Origin of the sequence: Sphingopyxis sp. (assembly GCF_035250425.1) — a bacterium.
Taxonomy (GTDB): domain Bacteria; phylum Pseudomonadota; class Alphaproteobacteria; order Sphingomonadales; family Sphingomonadaceae; genus Sphingopyxis.
In genome coordinates, this window is the sequence record NZ_DATFFD010000157.1 from 1 (window position 1) to 16615 (window position 16615).

Consider the following 16615-nt stretch of genomic DNA (forward strand, 5'->3'; position numbering starts at 1 on the left):
GCTGGCATAGCGCAGAGCCAGCGCTTCGTCCTGGGCAAACGCCTTGGCTTCGAGGCCGCTCACGAGCATCAGCGCGCGCGCATTATCGTCGATGCAATAGCCATGGGCGCGATCGGGAACGATGCCGAGGCCATGCTGGAGGATACCGGTGCCGTCGCTCATCGCGCGGATCGCGCCGAGCGACGGGCGCGCGCGCGCCTCCCCGATCGCCGGCGCTGGCGCTGGCGCCAGCTGGTCGAGCAGCGCGGCGCACTGACGGGCGATTTCGGGCCAGGCGGTGCGCCGTCCGCGCATATAGGCGCGGTGCTGGAGGGCGCGGCGCTCCTCCGGGGCCGAGAGAAGGAGGAGCACCGCCTTCGCGATCGCGTCGCTGTCGCCCTGCGGCACCAATATGCCGACATCGTCCGCGAGAAGCTCGCGGGCATGAACGAAGGGCGTCGAGACGACCGCGCGTCCGAGCGCGACGGCATAGGCGAGCGTGCCCGATGTGATCTGCGCGAGATTGGGATAGGGCGCGAGATAGATGTCGCACAGCTCGATCTGGTCGAGCAATTCCCCGGTTTCGAGGAAGCGGTTCTCCCACGCGACATTGTCCTTCACCCCCAGGCTTTCGGCGAGTGCCTCGAGGCTCTCGCGGTACGCCTCGCCTTCGGAGGCGAGCAGGTTGGGATGGGTCGCGCCGACGATGCGATAGAGGATGCCGGGATATTGCGCTGCAATGGCCGGCAAGGCGCGGATCGCGGTTTCGAGCCCCTTGCCGGGACCGAGGAGTCCGAAGGTCGAAAGAACCGGCCGGTCGGCGATCCCGAGCGCCGCGCGCAGCGGCGGCGACGCGGTGAAGGGCCGGTCGGGCGTCCCATGTTCGATCAGCGCAACCGACGCAGGTTCCGCGCCATAGGCTTCAATGAGCGTCCGGCGCCCGAAATCGCTCATTACGACCAGCCGCGACGCGCGCGCGACGAGCCGCTCGATCACGCGCCGCTGCCCCGCGCCGGGTTCGGCGAGCACGGTGTGTAGCGTGACGATCAGGGGGGCCGCGACGCGATCGACCAGTTCGAGGATCAGGTCGCCCGCAGGCCCGCCGAAGATGCCGAATTCATGCTGGAGCCAGACCGCGTCGGCTCCGCTGCGGTTGATAGCTGCCGCGGCGGCCCGATAGGAGGCGGGATTGTCGTCGTCGATCGAACAGGTGATCGCCGCATCGCTGCCCTGCGCGTGCAATGAACGCATCGCATAGACATCGACCGCGATGCCCGTGCCGGTCGCCATAAGATGGTCATAAACGTCCGCGGTGAAAGTCGCGATCCCGCATTGACGGGGCCGGAAGCAACCGATCAGCGCGATCCGCTTCAGCGCTTGCGGCGGCAATTTTGCGGAGATTCCGCGCAGGAGAACGTCGCCTGAAACGTCTGAAAGAGAAAGGACTTCCGGATCATATTTCATTGCAACGCCTTTTTCTGATTTTCCCCTCAATCGACATGGAATCGGTGCCCTGACCGCTGGGAAAAGCGGCAGGCAGATCATAACAACTTCATCAACGCCTGCACCGCCTCACAAGTTGCGCCGCGCCGCCGCGCGAAAAAGGCGTTCCGGCTTATCGGCGTCGGCAGCGCGCGCTTGCCAAACCCCGTCCTGAAGAAATGACGGCCGCGCCCGATGGTTGTATTTCGGCGCAGATGCGAATGCAAAGCGAAAGGCGATGATGGCCCGCCATTGTTCGCGATCTTGATCTGCCAACCAGATTGCGCACCCGCGGGCCGTCGCACGGACTATTTCGCGAAGCGCCGCATCGTGCCACGCTATTTCTTGAGCTCTTTCGCCAGCGTCTTGGCGGTCGCCTTGCCATAGGGCGGCTTGAAGCCCGCAAGTCCCGCGACGTCGAGCTTGGGCTGGCGATAGACGGCGCGCGCGTGGCTGAAGGTGCGGAAGCCGTCGACCCCATGATAATTGCCCATCCCCGACGGGCCGACGCCGCCGAAGGGCAGATCCTCCATCGCATTGTGGAACAGGACGTCGTTGACCGTCACCCCGCCCGAGATCGTCCGCGTCAGCACGCGGTCCTCCTCGCTCTTGTCCTGCCCGAAATAATAGAGGCCGAGCGGGCGGTCGTTCGCGTTCACATAATCGATCGCGTCGTCGATATGCTTGTACGTCTTGACCGGCAGGATCGGGCCGAAGATTTCCTCCTGCATCACCTTCATGTCGTCGGTCGGATTGCGCACGATATGGAGCGGCATCTTGTGGCCGTTCGAGCTTGCGAAATCCTCAGCCCCCGGATTGACCTCGATCACCTCGGCGCCCTTCTCGCGCGCATCGGCGAGGTAGCTCTGCAGCCGGTCGTAATTGCGCGTGTTCACCACCGATGTGTAATCGTCATTGCCGAGCAAGGTCGGATAGAGCGCGGTGGCGCCCTTGGTGACGCTGTCGATCACCGCGCCTTCCTGATCCTCGGCGACGAGCAGATAATCGGGCGCGAGGCAGATCTGCCCCGCGTTCATCATCTTGCCGAGCGCGACGCGCTGGCCGACGAGATCCTTGTTCGCGCTGCGCCCGATGAAGGTCGGCGACTTGCCACCAAGCTCGAGCGTCACGGGCACCAGATTGTCCGCCGCGGCACGCATGATGTGGCGCCCGACGCTGGTCGCGCCGGTGAAGATCATATGGTCGAAGGCGAGTTTCGAGAAAGCGACGCCGACATCGGAATCCCCGGTGAACACCGCCATTTCGCTCGCGTCGAAATAGTCGGGGACCAGCCGCGCCATCAGGCCTGAGACATTTTCGGTGAACTCCGACGGCTTGATCATCGCGCGATTGCCCGCCGCGAGCACCCCCGCCATCGGCACGAAAACCATGCCGACCGGAAAATTCCACGGTGCGATAATGCCGACGACGCCCTTCGGCTGATACACGACCTCGGCCTTCGCGCCGAGCAGCCCGAGCGGAAAGGTGGGCCTGCGCTTCTCGCCCTTCGACCAGCTCGCCATATGCTTCTTCGCGTGCTTCAATGCGCTGACCGAGGGCATGATGTCGGTCATCAGCGTCTGTTCGCGGCTGCGGTGGCCGAAATCCTCGCTCACCGCCTTTGCGAAGTCTTCGGCGTTGTCGACCAGCATCGCGACAGCGCGGTCGATGCGGTCGGTGCGTACCGCCAAGCTTTCGGGCATCGCGGCGGTAAAGCTCGCCCTCTGCGCGGCGAGCACTTCGCCCATCCGCCGCGTTTCGCCGTCGATATTGCTTGCGACCGTCGCCATTATTTTTCTCCCTGTGGCCCTTTCGCCCGTTTCACCATGCGCAGGGGCAGGTTGCAAGATGAAACCCGCCGCGGGTGCCGGCCGCGATTTGGCACAACGGCGGAAAACTGCGCAACTTCACACTGGAATCACTGTTTGGCGGCTTGCCGCTCCGGAGGTGCGGCGGCGCTTAAAGCCACAAAAGCCCCGCATGCGCGGGGCAAGATTGTGTCCTTTGTGGCTTTAAGGCGAGAAGAAGCCCGATCGCTTAAAGCGACAAAATATACGCACAGGCGGACCGAAAATGTCTCCTTTGTCGCTTTAAGCTGAGCCTGAGGCACAAGCTGCGCCACGGACGCGTGAACAAGCACGCGGAGAAGCGGAAGATACGAAGAGGAAACGGATCGCGACATGCTGTGGAGGCTAACGCGGCGCGGTTTTGTAGGACAGCGATTTTCGCTGAGGCGAACTACGGGCTCTTGTACCAAGAAATGTCGGCTTTGGGTGGGAAGCGGACATAGTCAGTTCCTCCCCGGAACGGGGAGGTGGCAGCCCGCAGGGCTGACGGAGGGGTCGAAACCTCTCATCAAGACGCACCGTCCCGACCCCTCCACCACCGCCTACGGCGGCGGTCCCCCCCCTTCCGGGGAGGAACTAAAACATCCGCTACCGGTCGTTTCCTGACGATGATGGAAATATCCTATCGCGCCGCGATGGAGAGGTGGCAACGACAACCGATCGCAAGCCGCCATTTGTTTGCGGGCGCGCGGAAGCGACCGGGCAAGATTGCCGTCACCTCTTTCGCACGTGCAGCATTTCCGCTAAGCGACCCGCCGACGTATCTTTCCCCCACGGAGTCTTCGCCATGACCGCCACCGATCCCGTCGTTTTCCTCTCCTACGCCCGCACCCCGATGGGCAGCATGCAGGGCGCGCTGTCGGACGCGAGCGCGACCGATCTGGGTGCGACCGCGGTGAAAGCGGCGGTCGAGCGCGCGGGCGTTTCGGGCGACGACATCGAGCGCATCTATATGGGCTGCGTGCTTCCCGCCGGGCTCGGCCAGGCGCCGGCGCGTCAGGCCGCGATCAAGGCCGGGCTGCCCAAGTCGGTGCAGGCGACGACCGTCAACAAGGTGTGCGGCTCGGGTATGCAGACCGTGATCATGGGCGCCGAAGCGCTCGCTGCGGGCAGCGTCGACCTGATCGTCGCGGGCGGCATGGAATCGATGACCAATGCGCCCTATCTGCTCAAGAAGCATCGCGGCGGCGCGCGGATCGGCCACGATACCGCCTATGACCATATGTTCCTCGACGGTCTGGAAGACGCCTATGAAGCCGGCCGCGCGATGGGCACCTTCGCGCAGGATACCGCCGACGCCTATCAGCTCAGCCGTCAGGCGCAGGACGATTACACGCTCGAATCGCTGAGCCGCGCCAAGAGCGCGATCACCGACGGTGCCTTTGCCAACGAGATCGCACCGGTGACGATTTCGGGTCGCAAGGGCGACGTGATCGTCGACACCGACGAAGCCCCCGGCAAGGCGATGCCCGACAAGATCCCGACGCTGAAACCCGCCTTTGCCAAGGACGGCACGATCACCGCCGCGACCAGCTCGTCGATTTCGGATGGCGCCGCCGCGGTCGTGCTGACCCGCCAGTCGATTGCTGATGCCAAGGGCGCGAAGCCGGTGGCGCGGCTCGTCGCGCATGCCGCGCACGCGCAGGAGCCGAAGGACTTCACGGTCGCCCCCGTCGGCGCGATCAACAAGCTGCTCGCCAAGACCGGCTGGTCGATCGGCGACGTCGACCTGTTCGAAGTCAACGAAGCCTTCGCCTGCGTCGCGATGTTCGCGATGCACGACCTCGGCATCCCTCACGACAAGATCAACGTCCACGGCGGCGCGACCGCGCTCGGCCATCCGATCGGCGCCAGCGGCACGCGCATCATCACGACGCTGATCGCCGCGCTCCAGCGCCACGGCAAGACGCGCGGCATCGCCAGCCTCTGCATCGGCGGCGGCGAAGCGACCGCGGTTGCGGTGGAGCTGGTTTAATCAATTGTCGCCCCCGCGAAGGCGGGGGCCGCTAGAGGGTTTGCGCCTCGCCGTAGCAATAAGGCCGAAAGCGGCCCCCGCCTTCGCGGGGGCGACGGGTTTGCGTCAAAGGTCCCGACGCTCGCCGCAGAGCGCTCACGACCCGTCGTTGCGCCGCGACAAATTGCGACACTAATGACCTGAAAATAAACGCGGCATTCCGGTTCGGTTCAAACCGACTCGCCTATTCCATCCTTGTCATCGGGCAGATCCCCTCCCCCTGACCGACTGAAAAGGAATGGCACAATGAAGAGCAAATTTCTCACCGCCGGCCTGATCGCCGCGATGATGGTCCCCGCCATGGCGCAGGCCCAGACCCGCGAGATTCGCGAAGATCGTCGCGACGTCCGCGAAGAGCAGCGCGAGTTGCGCCACGCCCAGCGCTATGGCGACCGTAGCGATGTCCGCGAGGAACGCCGCGACGTTCGCGATGCCCGTCAGGAATTGCGCGAGGACAGGCGCGATTGGCGCCAGGATCGCCGCTATTCGAACTATCGCGCACCCTTCCGCTATCAGCAGTTCCGCATCGGTGCGACCTTGCGACCGAACTATTATGCTCCGGCCTATCGCCCGAGCTGGGACAGCCGCTGGGGCGTGCCGCGCGCCGGTCGCAACCTGACCTATGTGCGCCACTATAACGACCTGCTGCTCGTCAACGAGCGCAACGGCCGGGTGGTGAAGGTGTACCGCAACCACTTCAACTGGCGGCGCTAAGCATTAACGAATGAAGGGGCCGGGCGGGAAACCGTCCGGCCCTTTTCCATGGGGGCGATTATTAAATAGGGACAGTCCCTATTTAATTAGTCGCCCCAGATATGGTCGGTCTGAATCCAGCCCTTGCGGCCCTTGACGTCGAACAGGCACCAGCCGTCCTTGCAGTCGGTGATCCGGCCGACGACGCCGGGCTCGGCGCGATAGGCGACCCCTGCCGAAAGGCTGGCGTCTTCGCGAAGCGGGCGGATTTCGCCGGTGACGATCGCGGTCCTGGTTCGGCTGAGCAAACGCGCCGCCATCCAGCCCTGGGTTCCGTCGGGATCCTCGATCTTGCGCCAGGTTTCGAAGCGCGCGACGACTTTGACCGGCAGGTCCTTGCGCCGATATTCCCAGATTACCGGAACGTCGGGCGACGGCCCCTTGCGCATGCGCGCCTCGTCGACGCTGATCGACGCCCAATAGGGTAGCTGGACAGGGTCGGATTGCGCCGATGCCGGTCCCATCACGGCAAGGCTGAGCAATATCATAGCAAATGTTCGGCTGGTCATAACCGACCCTTGTCAAAATCGGTGCGCATTATCAACCGGTCGCACGTCGCAAACGGTCCACCGTCCACAGCTAGGGTTCGGACCCGATAGATGCGCGATCGAGGTTTGAAGCAATTTTGTTCCGTGCGAGGCGGCAAGGCGATGGAATATGTCGATATTTCGAGACTTGCCAACGACGCAATGGACAAAATTGGCCAAATCCCGAAGGGACGTCAAAATGGTTTCGATATCGGGCGAAAACGCCCTTGGAAACAGAACCACTGTTCCCGGCGGACATGTCCGCCCGATATCTTCGCCATTTTGACGCCTCGAACGCACATCTATCGGGTCCGAACCCTAATCCGCGCGACTTCCGCTTGACCCCCTCGCATCGGCGCGCTCTATCGGCGGCCATGCCCGATTCATCCCGTCCGAAACGCCCGCGCGTTATCGTCACCCGCCAGTTGATGCCGCATGTCGAAGGCCGAATGGCCGAATTGTTCGATGTGTCGCTGTCGGCGCGCGACGAAGCTTTTACGCGTGACGAATTGAAGGCCGCCGTTGCCGACTGCGACGTCTTCGTGCCGACGGTGACCGACGAGATCGACGCGGATATCATCAACGCCGCGGGCGACCGGCTGAAACTGATCGCCAATTTCGGCGCCGGGGTCGACCATATCGATCTTGCCGCCGCGCGCGCCAAGGGCATCATGGTCTCGAACACCCCCGGCGTCTTCACCGAGGACACCGCCGACATGACGATGGCGCTGATCCTGTCGGTTCCGCGCCGCCTTGCCGAGGGCGAGAAATTGATGCGCTCGGGCCAGTGGGCGGGCTGGGCGCCGAGCGCGATGCTCGGCCACCGCGTCGGCGGCAAATTGCTCGGCATCATCGGCATGGGGCGCATCGGCCTGGCGGTCGCGCACCGCGCGCGCGCGTTCGGCCTGTCGATCCATTATCACAACCGCCGCCGCCTGCCCGAGGCGATCGAGGAAGAACTCGGCGCCAGCTATCACGCCAGCGTCGATACGCTGCTGCGGATCAGCGACGTGGTCACGATCCACTGTCCGCACACCGCCGAAACGCACGAGATGGTCAACGCCGCGCGGATCGGCGCGATGAAGCCGACCGCGTATCTGATCAACACAGCGCGCGGCGAGATCGTCGACGAAAAGGCGCTCGTCGCGGCGCTGCAGACCGGCCGTATCGCGGGCGCCGGGCTCGACGTCTATACGCACGAGCCCGCCGTCGACCCCGCGCTGCTCGCGCTCCAGAATGTCGTGCTGCTCCCGCACCTCGGATCGGCGACGATCGAAGGCCGCGAAGCCTCGGGCGAAAAGGTCATCGCCAACATCCGCGCCTGGTGCGACGGCCATAGGCCGCCCGATCAGGTGCTGGAGGGCTGGGCGTGACGCCCGCCTGTTAATTTCGCGGAAAAGCGGCGAGGCGGCGAACACCCGACAGCCAAAATGATCATCGTCATAACGGATCGAGCGCCGTTTGCATTCCACTCCCAAATTTGCAAGAAATCGCTGTCCTTGGATCTTTGAGCAAATTCCAGCCAGATTTCCCGGGACGGGGGAAATTCGAAGGGGGGAATGTAATGCGCAAACTTGTCAGCCTGTCGGTCTTGCCGATTATTTTTATGTCCGGGCCTGTCATAGCCAAAGACTATGTGCCGCTGGCGCCCCTCCGGGAAACCCTGCTGACAATTGACGGGACCGGCTCTTCCCGCGCGGCCGAGGCGTCGACCGAGAGCGCATCCGCCGAATCCGCCGTCGCCGCACCACCCCTCAAATGCGCCACGCCGCCCGCGACCAGCGCCTTGGGAACCGCGCAATTCCTGCAAACGACCACCGATTTCGAGGGCGCTGTCGCCGCCGGGCTACCGATGGGATCGATGTCGTCGACAACCGCAAAGAAGGTTCTGATCCAGGATTGGCTTCGGACCGCGAACTGCCTCTCGACCGACGGCCAGACCGAACTCGTCTATGGCCAGGGCATCCGGCTGTTCGCCTCGTCCGACGGGTTCGATGTCGAGGGCGACGTCACTTTGGGAATGCTCGCGGCGAATTCGACGCTGAACAGCAAGAACAGCAAGGTACTGGTCAGCATCGTCGGGTTTAACGACACCCAGCTTACAACAATGGGAAGCAGCATTTTCGGCCCGATCAATGTCGATCGCTTTTCGGTCATCGACGGATTGGCAAAGAAGATGATCGACCGGGCGGCGACGCTGAACAACGGCACCGTTCAGCGACTGGGCGTGGTTTTCCCGCCCAGCAGCTCGGCGCAGCACGTCATGTCTGCTTTCGCGGTCCAGCAGATCGCCAATGGGCTGAGCTGCAACGACACGAAAAGCAAATTTGCCAATCTCTCGCCGCCCAATGCGGCGCTGATCGCATCGGTTTACGAGGAGCTGGAGGCGCCTTGCGACAACAGCGCGCCCGACCTCGTGGCGCGGGCACGCGCAAAGGTCTCCCTCGGCAACGTCAAGATCAGGATGTAGCGCGCCGCTACGGCTCCTGAATCAATCTCCCGTCAAAATCCGGTCGACGAGCTGCTTCACCGTCGGGGTGAAGTTGTTCGAGTAAAAGGGATCGGTCTTGAAATTGAATGCGGCGTGGCCCGCAAACATTAGATTTTGCTCGGGATCGCCGCCGTGCGCGATGTCCTGCAGCGTCTTCTGGATGCAGAAGCTGCGCGGATCGGCGAGGTAACCCGTGGTGTAATCGTCATGGTCCTTCCACGACGAAAAACCGCAATGCGACAGGCAGCCCATGCAATCGGTCTGGTCTTTGCGGATCACCGCCTTGTCGGCTTCGGTGACAAAGACGACCGTATTGTCGGGGGTCTTCAGCGCCTCGGTATAGCCCTCGGCCACCCAGTCGCGGGCGCGGGCGCGATCGTGCGGCGTAACCCAGAAATTCTTGCCCTTCACCCCGACGTCGAGCTGGACGATATGATCGCCCGCTTCCTGCTTCGAATAGGGGATCTGACGCTCCGAGCGCGCTTCGAGATCGCGCAGGAACGGCGTGCGCACCGCGCTCGAGTAGAAGCCGGTGGGCGAAAAACGGTGGAGCAGCACATCGCCGTCGTCGAGGGTGCGGAGACGATCCTTCCACGCCTGCGGGATCGGGCTTTCCTCGGTCAGCAGCGGCCGCGTGCCGTACTGGAAGACGATCTGGCCGAGTTCGGGATTGTCGATCCAATCTTCCCAGTCGCGCAGATACCAGACGCCGCCGGCCATCACGATCGGCACGCTGTCGGCGATGCCCTCGGCGCGCATCGTCTCGCGCACCGCGGCGACGCGCGGATAGGGATCTTGTGGGACGAGCGGATCTTCGGCGTTCGACAGGCCGTTATGGCCGCCGGCGAGCCAGGGATCTTCGTAAACCACCGCGCCCAGAAGATGCGGGACCTTGTGATAGGCGCGCTTCCACAGCGCGCGAAAGGCGCGCGCCGAGCTGATGATCGGCAGATACATCACATTGTGCCGCTCGGCGATCTCGCTGAGCTTGTACGGCATGCCCGCACCGCAAGTGACGCCCGCAACCATCCCCTTGGTGCGCGCAAGCACGCCCTCGAGAATCTGCTGCGCGCCGCCCATTTCCCAGAGCACGTTGATGTTGATCGCACCCTTGCCGCCCGACACCTCATAGGCGCGCTCGACCTGCGCGACCGCGCCTTCGATGCCGTACTGGATCAGCTCTTCGTGGCGCTCCTTGCGCGTCAGTGCGTGATAGACCTGCGGGATGATCTTGCCTTCGGCGTCATAGCTGTCGGCGTTGACCGCCGACACGGTGCCGATCCCGCCGGCGGCCGCCCAGGCTCCGCTCGACATATGGTTGGTCGCCGACACGCCTTTTCCACCCTCGACCAGCGGCCAGACTTCGCGTCCGCCGTAAAGGATGGGCTTCAAACCTTTGAACATTCTAAATCTCTTTCTCTCCACCGGCCGCGTCCCGCGTACCGGCCCCCTTTGCCGTTTCCGTAAGCGGAACACGGCCGTGAAAGTCAATGGGCGCGCCGCCTAATCCCCGGAGAAAAGGCGGCGCCCTGCAAGCGCCCGACCATAGAGATTTTCATAAGCGGCGACCATGGTAGATTCGGCGAAGCGTTCGGCAGCGATGCCCCGGTTGGCAGCGCCGATCTGCGCCCGCAGCGCCGCGTCGCCCGCCAGTTCGCCCAGTGCTGCGCTAAACCCGGTCTCGTCCACCGCAATGAAACGGCGGTTTTCATCCGATACCATCGCCGCAACGTCACCGACCCGGGGGCTGACCACCGGCAGCCCCGCCGCCATCGCCTCGATCACCGCGATCGGAGCCTGCTCGCTTTGCGACGACAGCGCCAGCATGTCGAAATGCCCGATCCAGCGCGCGGGCTGAACCATGAAGCCCGGCATCACCAGCCGCTCGCCCATCCCGCAAGCCGCCGCTTCGGCCGCAATCGCCGCACGCTCGGGCCCGTCGCCGACGATGACCAGCCGGACATTCGCAGGCAGCGCCGCGGCCGCGCGGACGAGGCGCGGCAAATCCTTGACCTTGCGCAGCCCCGCAACGGTGCCGATCACCACCTCGCCCGCGCGCCGTTCGAGTCCCGGAATCGCCACCGTCGGTCCGGCGGCATAGGCGGCGACATCGATCCCGTTGCGGATCAACTGCGTGCGCCGCCGTGCGCCCCACTCGTCGGCCGCGATCCGTTCGAGCAAGGTCGAAGGCACGACCAGCGCCTCGGCGGTCGACAATGCTAGCCTGCGAAAGCCGTTCCGCTTCCAGTTGCGGCTGACGCTCTCATCCTCGTTGAAACCGTCCTCGTGGTGAATCAGCGGCGGCAGTTCGCGAAAAGGCGCGAAGACGCGATGCGCCATCACCCCGTCCATCGCACCCCAATTATAGCTGAGGACCAGGTCGAATTGCCGCATATAGCGCGCAAGATCGCGGTAGCGCTTGGGTCCGGGCTTGCCATGCAGCGCTGGCGCGTCGGCCGGAAACGCAACGTCGATCTCACGATCGATCGCATCGCGCGCACCTAGAGCCTCTGGCACCGCCGACAGGATGGTATGGCGCGCGCGATGCCCCATCAAATTCATCAGCCGCACCGCGCGCGCCTCCTTCCCGCCGAGCGAGAAGCTCGAATGGAGATGAAGCAGGCGAATGGGACGGTTGCCGGTCACGCGGCGGGCAGTTCGGCTACCCACGCATCGATTGCCGCCCGCGCCGCGGGCTCGTCCATCGTCGGCGCATGGCCGACCCCCGGCACCTCGACCATCCGCGCGCGCGGAAGTTCGGCGACCATCTTCTCGCCCGCCGACCGCGCGAGAATGTCCGACAGTTCGCCGCGCAGGATCATCAGCGGAACATCGCCCAGCGCGCGGTACACCGGCCACAGGTCCATCGCGGCATCGCCGCCGCCGGGCACGCGCAGCGGCGCCGCGATCTGCTTGTCATAATCGGTGACGATGCGGCCTTCGGCGGTCAGCCGGTGCGTCCGCTTGGTCAGCCGCAGCCAGTCGTGGATTTCATAACCCGGATAGACCGCACCGTTAAGTTCGGCAAACGCGCGCGCCGCGTGCATCCACGTCGGCTGGCTGCCGCCCGCGCCGATATAGTCGCGGATCCGCTCCAGCCCGGCGGTCTGGAGTTCGGGGCCGACGTCGTTCAGCACCGCGCCGACCAGCCGCCCGGGCAGCGCCGCCGCCAGCAGCATCGCGACCAGCCCGCCGAGCGAGGTGCCGATCGCCGCAAAGCGCTCGATCCCCAGCTCGCCCAGCATCGCGACGACGTCCTGCACATAGGTCAGCGGCACGTAAGTCATCGGATCCTTGGCAAAGGCGCTTTCGCCGCGCCCGCGAAACTCGATCACGATGACCTTGCGATATTGCGCGACATGCGGCGCGAGATCCTCGAAATCGCGGGCATTGCGCGCGAGACCCGGCATGCACAGCAGCGGCGGCGCGCTTTCGCTGCCTTCGGGCCCGGCATAGACGCGCGCGTGCAGCCGGACGCCGTCGGACGACCACCAATATTGGTCCGACCAGTCGCGGTGGCTGTCCTGCTGGGCCAATATGGCACGTCCCCTTGGTTGGCTTTCGTTCGTCCCGGCAAGCGGGACTCATTCTTAGCGTCTATCGCCAACCACGCCGCGCGGTGCAAGCGATCCGTCGCGCGAGTGTGCCCGACAGGTTGCCGCCGTCCGCTTTCACCGATAAGACGCGGACGACCATGAGCGAGCCCTTGATTTCCTTCGAACCCGCAACCGGCGAAGAGCTCTGGCGCGGCGCGGTCAGCAACATCGATGCCGAAGTCGAAATCGCTCGCCGCGCGTGGCCCGAATGGGCCGCGAAGCCCATTACCTTCCGTACCGAAACGCTGCGCCGCTTCGTCGACCGGGTGAAGGCCGAGGGCGAAGCGTTCGCCGACCTGATCGCGCGCGAAACCGGAAAGCCTTTGTGGGAAGCGCGCACCGAGGTCGAATCGGTGACGAACAAGGTCGATATTTCGGTCAAAGCCTATGCCGAACGCACACCCAATCGCCGCGTCGAGGGCGCGATGGGACTGCGCAACGCGGTGCGTCACAAGCCGCACGGCGCGCTCGCGGTGCTCGGCCCCTATAATTTTCCCGCCCATTTGCCGAACGGGCATATCGTCCCCGCTTTGATCGCGGGCAATTCGGTGCTGTTCAAACCGTCCGAAAAGACCCCGGCGGTCGGCGCCAAGCTCGTCGAGCTGTTCCACAGCGCCGGGGTGCCGCAGGAGGTGCTCCGCCTCATCGTCGGCGGCCCCGAAACGGGCAAGGCGCTCGCGGGACACGAGGGCATCGACGGGCTGCTCTTCACCGGCTCGGCGCGCACCGGTCTCGCGCTCAACCGCCAGTTCGCGGGCCAGCCCGGCAAGATGCTCGCGCTCGAAATGGGCGGCAATAACCCGATCGTCGTGTGGGACACCGCCGACATCCGCACGGCGGCGATCATCGTCGTCCAGTCGGCCTTCCTCAGCGCCGGGCAGCGATGCAGCAACGCGCGGCGGCTGATCGTGCGCGACAGCCTGGCCGACGCACTGATCGAGGAGGTTTGCGGCCTCACGAACCGGCTGATCGTCGACCATCCGCACGCCGACCCCGCGCCCTATATGGGCCCGGTGATCGACAATGAGGCCGCCGACGGCCTGACCGAAAGCTTTCTGATCCTGATGTCGAACGGCGGTAAGGTGATCCGCCACATGACCCGCCCGGTGGCGGGCCGGCCGTTCCTGACCCCCGGGATCATCGACGTCACCGCCATGCCAGAGCGCCCCGATATCGAACTGTTCGGGCCGCTGCTCCAGGTGGTCCGTGCCGACAGCTTCGAGGCCGCGATCGCCGAGGCGAACAACACCGCCTTTGGCCTGTCGGCGTCGCTGATCGGCGGTACGCCGCAGCTTTACGACCAGTTCTGGGCCAATGCGCGCGCGGGCGTCATCAACTGGAACCGGCCGACCAACGGCGCGTCGTCGGCCGCGCCCTTTGGCGGCATCGGCCTGTCGGGCAATCACCGGCCCAGCGCCTTCTATGCCGCCGACTATTGCGCCTATCCGGTGGCGTCGGCCGAAAGCGATACGATGCGCGCATCGATCGGCGTCGGGCTGCGCGATCCCGAAGGCTCACAACTGGTGACCAAGAACTACCTATAACACATCGTCGTCATCCCGGACTTGATCCGGGATCCCGCTTCGACCGCCGAAATGGACCCCGGATCAAGTCCGGGGTGACGATGGAATGGAGGAAATTTTACCTTCATCACCGTCAATAAACCCTGCTTTGCGATTCCGTCGGCGCGCCGTCATCTATTGCGCCATGGAAAAGACTCTCCCTCCTGTTGGCAAGCTGTGGCTCGTCGGCGCCGGTCCCGGTGACCCCGACCTGCTCACGCTGCGCGCCGCGCGGCTGCTCGAAAGCGCCGATCTCGTCGTCCATGACGGGCTTGTCGGCGAAGGCGTGCTCGCGCTGATCCCGCCGCATGTCGAGCGGATCAGCGTCGCCAAGCAGCGCAGCCGTCACACGATGAAGCAGGAACTGATCAACGAACTGCTCGTCCGCGAGACGCTCGCCGGCAAACAGGTCGTGCGCCTGAAGGGCGGCGATCCGTTCATTTTCGGGCGCGGCGGCGAGGAACTCGACGCCGCGCGCAAGTCCGGCGTCGCGGTGGAGGTCGTCCCTGGCATCACCGCGGCGGCGGGCTGCGCGGCGCAGGCGGGCCTCCCCCTCACCCACCGCGAGGACGCCAGCGCGGTCAGCTTCGTCGCGGGCCAGTGCAAGGATCTGACCGATCAGGACTGGTCGGGGCTCGCGGGTCACGGCCGCACGCTGGTCATCTATATGGGCCTCGCGACCGCCAGCGCGATCGCCGACAAGCTGATCGCCGACGGTGTTTCGCCGGGTCTGCCCGTCGCGGTGATCGAGCGCGGCACCACCGCCGAGGCGCGTGTCCTGCGCTCGCTGCTCACCGATCTCGGCGACCTCGTCGCACGCGAGAAAGTCAAAAGCCCCGCGCTGATTATCGTCGGCAAGGTCGCGGCGCGCGCCGACGCGCTCGACTGCCTCGGCGCGCCGGGCCTCGCCGAACAAATAAGGGACTTCACATGAAACTGCTCACGGGCAACGACCTGAAATCAGGATTTGTCACCTGGTGGACCGGCTCCGACTGGTCGCTGCATATCGAGGACGCCGCCGACGTCGGCGAGCAAGGCGAGGCGATTCTCGCCGCCGAGGAAGGCGCGCGCCGCGTCAACGCCCCCTATATCATCAATGGCGAGCACACTGCCGACGGCCCGCGCCCCGCGCACATCAAGGACCGCATTCGCGCATTGGGGCCGACCGTGCGCCCCGACCTGACGTTAAAACCCGCCGACCCCGCGGCCGGCGACTGGGTGATCTGACATGTATAAATATGACGAATATGACCATGCCATGGTCGAAGCGCGTGTCGCCGAATTCAGCGACCAGGTGCGCCGCCGCCTCGCGGGCGAAATCACCGAGGATCAGTTCAAGCCGCTGCGGCTGATGAACGGCCTCTATCTCCAGCTCCACGCCTATATGCTGCGCGTCGCGGTGCCGTACGGGACGCTCGACAGCCGCCAGATGCGCATGCTCGCGCATATCGCGCGCAAATATGACCGCGACTACGGCCATTTCACCACGCGCCAGAATATCCAGTATAACTGGATCAAGCTGGAGGATGCCCCCGCGATCCTCGCCGATCTCGCATCGGTCGAGATGCACGCGATCCAGACGAGCGGCAATTGCATCCGCAACATCAGCTCGGACCAGTGGGCCGGCGCCGCCGCCGACGAAATCACCGATCCGCGCCCGTGGGCCGAACTGCTCCGCCAATGGTCGAGCTTCCACCCCGAATTCAGCTATTTGCCGCGCAAGTTCAAGATCGCCGTGATCGCGGCCGATGAGGACCGCGCCGCGATGCGCCTGCACGACATCGGCATCCAGATCGTCGAGAAGGATGGGCAGCACGGCGCGGCTTTCTATGTCGGCGGCGGCATGGGCCGCACCCCGATGATCGCGCCGCTGATCAAGGATTTCGTGCCGCTCGAGGATATGCTGAGCTACGCCGAAGCGTGCCTGCGCGTCTACAATCGCTACGGGCGCCGCGACAATATCTACAAGGCACGCATCAAGATCCTGATCCACGAGCTCGGCGCCGACGAATATCGCCGTCAGGTCGAGGAAGAATTCGCGCATGTGAAGTCGCTGGGCATCGACCCGCCCAAGGCCGAGTTCGACCGCATCGCCGCGCAATTTGCCTCGCCGCCGCTCGACGCATCGGCTTCGGACGACATCGACCGCAGCGATCCCGATTTCGCCGTTTGGCTCGACCAGAATGTCGCCGCGCACAAGGTGCCCGGCCATGCGATCGTCAACATCAGCCTGAAACCCGTCGGCGGCATCCCCGGCGATGCCAGCTCGGCGCAGATCGACCTCATGGCCGACCTCGCCGAGCAGTACAGTCATGACGAGCTGCGGGTGACGCACGCGCAGAACATTGTGCTGCCGCATGTCCG

General features: G+C 64.8%; 14 protein-coding genes. 8 read left to right on the top strand and 6 right to left on the bottom strand.

What is annotated here, in order from left to right:
- Both VJ811_RS09190 and VJ811_RS09195 read right to left on the bottom strand, forming a co-directional pair.
- Positions 1-1269, bottom strand: a 1269-nt coding sequence (locus VJ811_RS09190) for a glycosyltransferase (protein ID WP_324071971.1), incomplete at its 3' end; no start/stop codon positions are given.
- Between the two features lie 530 nt (positions 1270-1799).
- On the bottom strand, positions 1800-3251 hold the full coding sequence (locus VJ811_RS09195) for a coniferyl aldehyde dehydrogenase (RefSeq protein ID WP_324071972.1): 1452 nt from the start codon (positions 3249-3251) through the stop codon (positions 1800-1802).
- 844 nt (positions 3252-4095) lie between these two features.
- On the opposite strand from VJ811_RS09195, the gene VJ811_RS09200 reads away from it, so the two are divergent.
- Positions 4096-5283 (top strand): acetyl-CoA C-acyltransferase, encoded by a 1188-nt coding sequence (locus tag VJ811_RS09200; RefSeq protein WP_324071973.1) that lies wholly within the window; start codon positions 4096-4098, stop codon positions 5281-5283.
- 285 nt (positions 5284-5568) lie between these two features.
- Positions 5569-6036 carry a DUF1090 family protein gene (locus tag VJ811_RS09205; RefSeq protein WP_324071974.1) on the top strand — a complete coding sequence of 156 codons (468 nt, stop codon included), beginning with the start codon at positions 5569-5571 and terminating at the stop codon, positions 6034-6036.
- A gap of 86 nt (positions 6037-6122) precedes the next feature.
- Here VJ811_RS09205 and VJ811_RS09210 read toward each other — a convergent pair whose 3' ends face one another.
- Positions 6123-6563 carry an SH3 domain-containing protein gene (locus tag VJ811_RS09210; RefSeq protein ID WP_324071975.1) on the bottom strand — a complete coding sequence of 147 codons (441 nt, stop codon included), beginning with the start codon at positions 6561-6563 and terminating at the stop codon, positions 6123-6125.
- Positions 6564-6976: 413 nt separating this feature from the next.
- Between VJ811_RS09210 and VJ811_RS09215 the strand changes: the two genes are divergently transcribed.
- Both VJ811_RS09215 and VJ811_RS09220 read left to right on the top strand, forming a co-directional pair.
- Positions 6977-7975, top strand: a complete 999-nt coding sequence (locus tag VJ811_RS09215; RefSeq protein ID WP_324071976.1) for a D-glycerate dehydrogenase — start codon at positions 6977-6979, stop codon at positions 7973-7975.
- Positions 7976-8208: 233 nt separating this feature from the next.
- Entirely contained in the window at positions 8209-9072 is an 864-nt protein-coding gene (locus VJ811_RS09220) for a hypothetical protein (RefSeq protein WP_324071977.1), read from the top strand.
- A 21-nt stretch (positions 9073-9093) separates the two neighbouring features.
- On the opposite strand, the gene VJ811_RS09225 is transcribed toward VJ811_RS09220, so the two are convergent.
- The 3 genes from VJ811_RS09225 to VJ811_RS09235 all read right to left on the bottom strand — a co-directional run bounded on the left by VJ811_RS09225 (position 9094) and on the right by VJ811_RS09235 (position 12629).
- On the bottom strand, positions 9094-10497 hold the full coding sequence (locus VJ811_RS09225; RefSeq protein WP_324071978.1) for an NAD(P)H-dependent flavin oxidoreductase: 1404 nt from the start codon (positions 10495-10497) through the stop codon (positions 9094-9096).
- Between the two features lie 99 nt (positions 10498-10596).
- Positions 10597-11763 (bottom strand): glycosyltransferase family 4 protein, encoded by a 1167-nt coding sequence (locus VJ811_RS09230; protein WP_324071979.1) that lies wholly within the window; start codon positions 11761-11763, stop codon positions 10597-10599.
- Positions 11736-12629, bottom strand: a complete 894-nt coding sequence (locus tag VJ811_RS09235) for an alpha/beta hydrolase (RefSeq protein WP_324071980.1) — start codon at positions 12627-12629, stop codon at positions 11736-11738. Before VJ811_RS09235 ends, VJ811_RS09230 begins: the two co-directional genes overlap by 28 nt.
- 158 nt (positions 12630-12787) lie before the next feature.
- Between VJ811_RS09235 and astD the strand changes: the two genes are divergently transcribed.
- The 4 genes from astD to VJ811_RS09255 form a co-directional block, all read left to right on the top strand.
- Entirely contained in the window at positions 12788-14233 is a 1446-nt protein-coding gene (gene astD, locus VJ811_RS09240; RefSeq protein ID WP_324071981.1) for a succinylglutamate-semialdehyde dehydrogenase, read from the top strand.
- 163 nt (positions 14234-14396) lie between these two features.
- Complete coding sequence (gene cobA / locus VJ811_RS09245; protein WP_324071982.1) at positions 14397-15185, top strand: uroporphyrinogen-III C-methyltransferase; 789 nt, start codon at positions 14397-14399, stop codon at positions 15183-15185.
- A complete protein-coding gene (locus tag VJ811_RS09250; protein WP_324071983.1) occupies positions 15182-15478 on the top strand; it encodes a DUF2849 domain-containing protein in 297 nt (98 codons plus the stop codon). Before cobA ends, VJ811_RS09250 begins: the two co-directional genes overlap by 4 nt.
- Position 15479: 1 nt before the next feature.
- A partial coding sequence (locus VJ811_RS09255) for a nitrite/sulfite reductase (protein ID WP_324071984.1) occupies positions 15480-16615 on the top strand: 1136 nt, incomplete at its 3' end.

What these genes read in the sequence shown, in the direction of transcription:
- VJ811_RS09205 (WP_324071974.1), top strand. Translation starts at nt 5,569, where the DNA reads ATGAAGAGCAAATTTCTCACCGCCGGCCTGATCGCCGCGATGATGGTC.
- VJ811_RS09225 (WP_324071978.1), bottom strand. Translation starts at nt 10,497, where the DNA reads ATGTTCAAAGGTTTGAAGCCCATCCTTTACGGCGGACGCGAAGTCTGG.
- astD (WP_324071981.1), top strand. Translation starts at nt 12,788, where the DNA reads ATGAGCGAGCCCTTGATTTCCTTCGAACCCGCAACCGGCGAAGAGCTC.
- VJ811_RS09210 (WP_324071975.1), bottom strand. Translation starts at nt 6,563, where the DNA reads ATGATATTGCTCAGCCTTGCCGTGATGGGACCGGCATCGGCGCAATCC.
- VJ811_RS09220 (WP_324071977.1), top strand. Translation starts at nt 8,209, where the DNA reads ATGTCCGGGCCTGTCATAGCCAAAGACTATGTGCCGCTGGCGCCCCTC.
- VJ811_RS09195 (WP_324071972.1), bottom strand. Translation starts at nt 3,251, where the DNA reads ATGGCGACGGTCGCAAGCAATATCGACGGCGAAACGCGGCGGATGGGC.
- cobA (WP_324071982.1), top strand. Translation starts at nt 14,397, where the DNA reads ATGGAAAAGACTCTCCCTCCTGTTGGCAAGCTGTGGCTCGTCGGCGCC.
- VJ811_RS09215 (WP_324071976.1), top strand. Translation starts at nt 6,977, where the DNA reads ATGCCCGATTCATCCCGTCCGAAACGCCCGCGCGTTATCGTCACCCGC.
- VJ811_RS09200 (WP_324071973.1), top strand. Translation starts at nt 4,096, where the DNA reads ATGACCGCCACCGATCCCGTCGTTTTCCTCTCCTACGCCCGCACCCCG.
- VJ811_RS09250 (WP_324071983.1), top strand. Translation starts at nt 15,182, where the DNA reads ATGAAACTGCTCACGGGCAACGACCTGAAATCAGGATTTGTCACCTGG.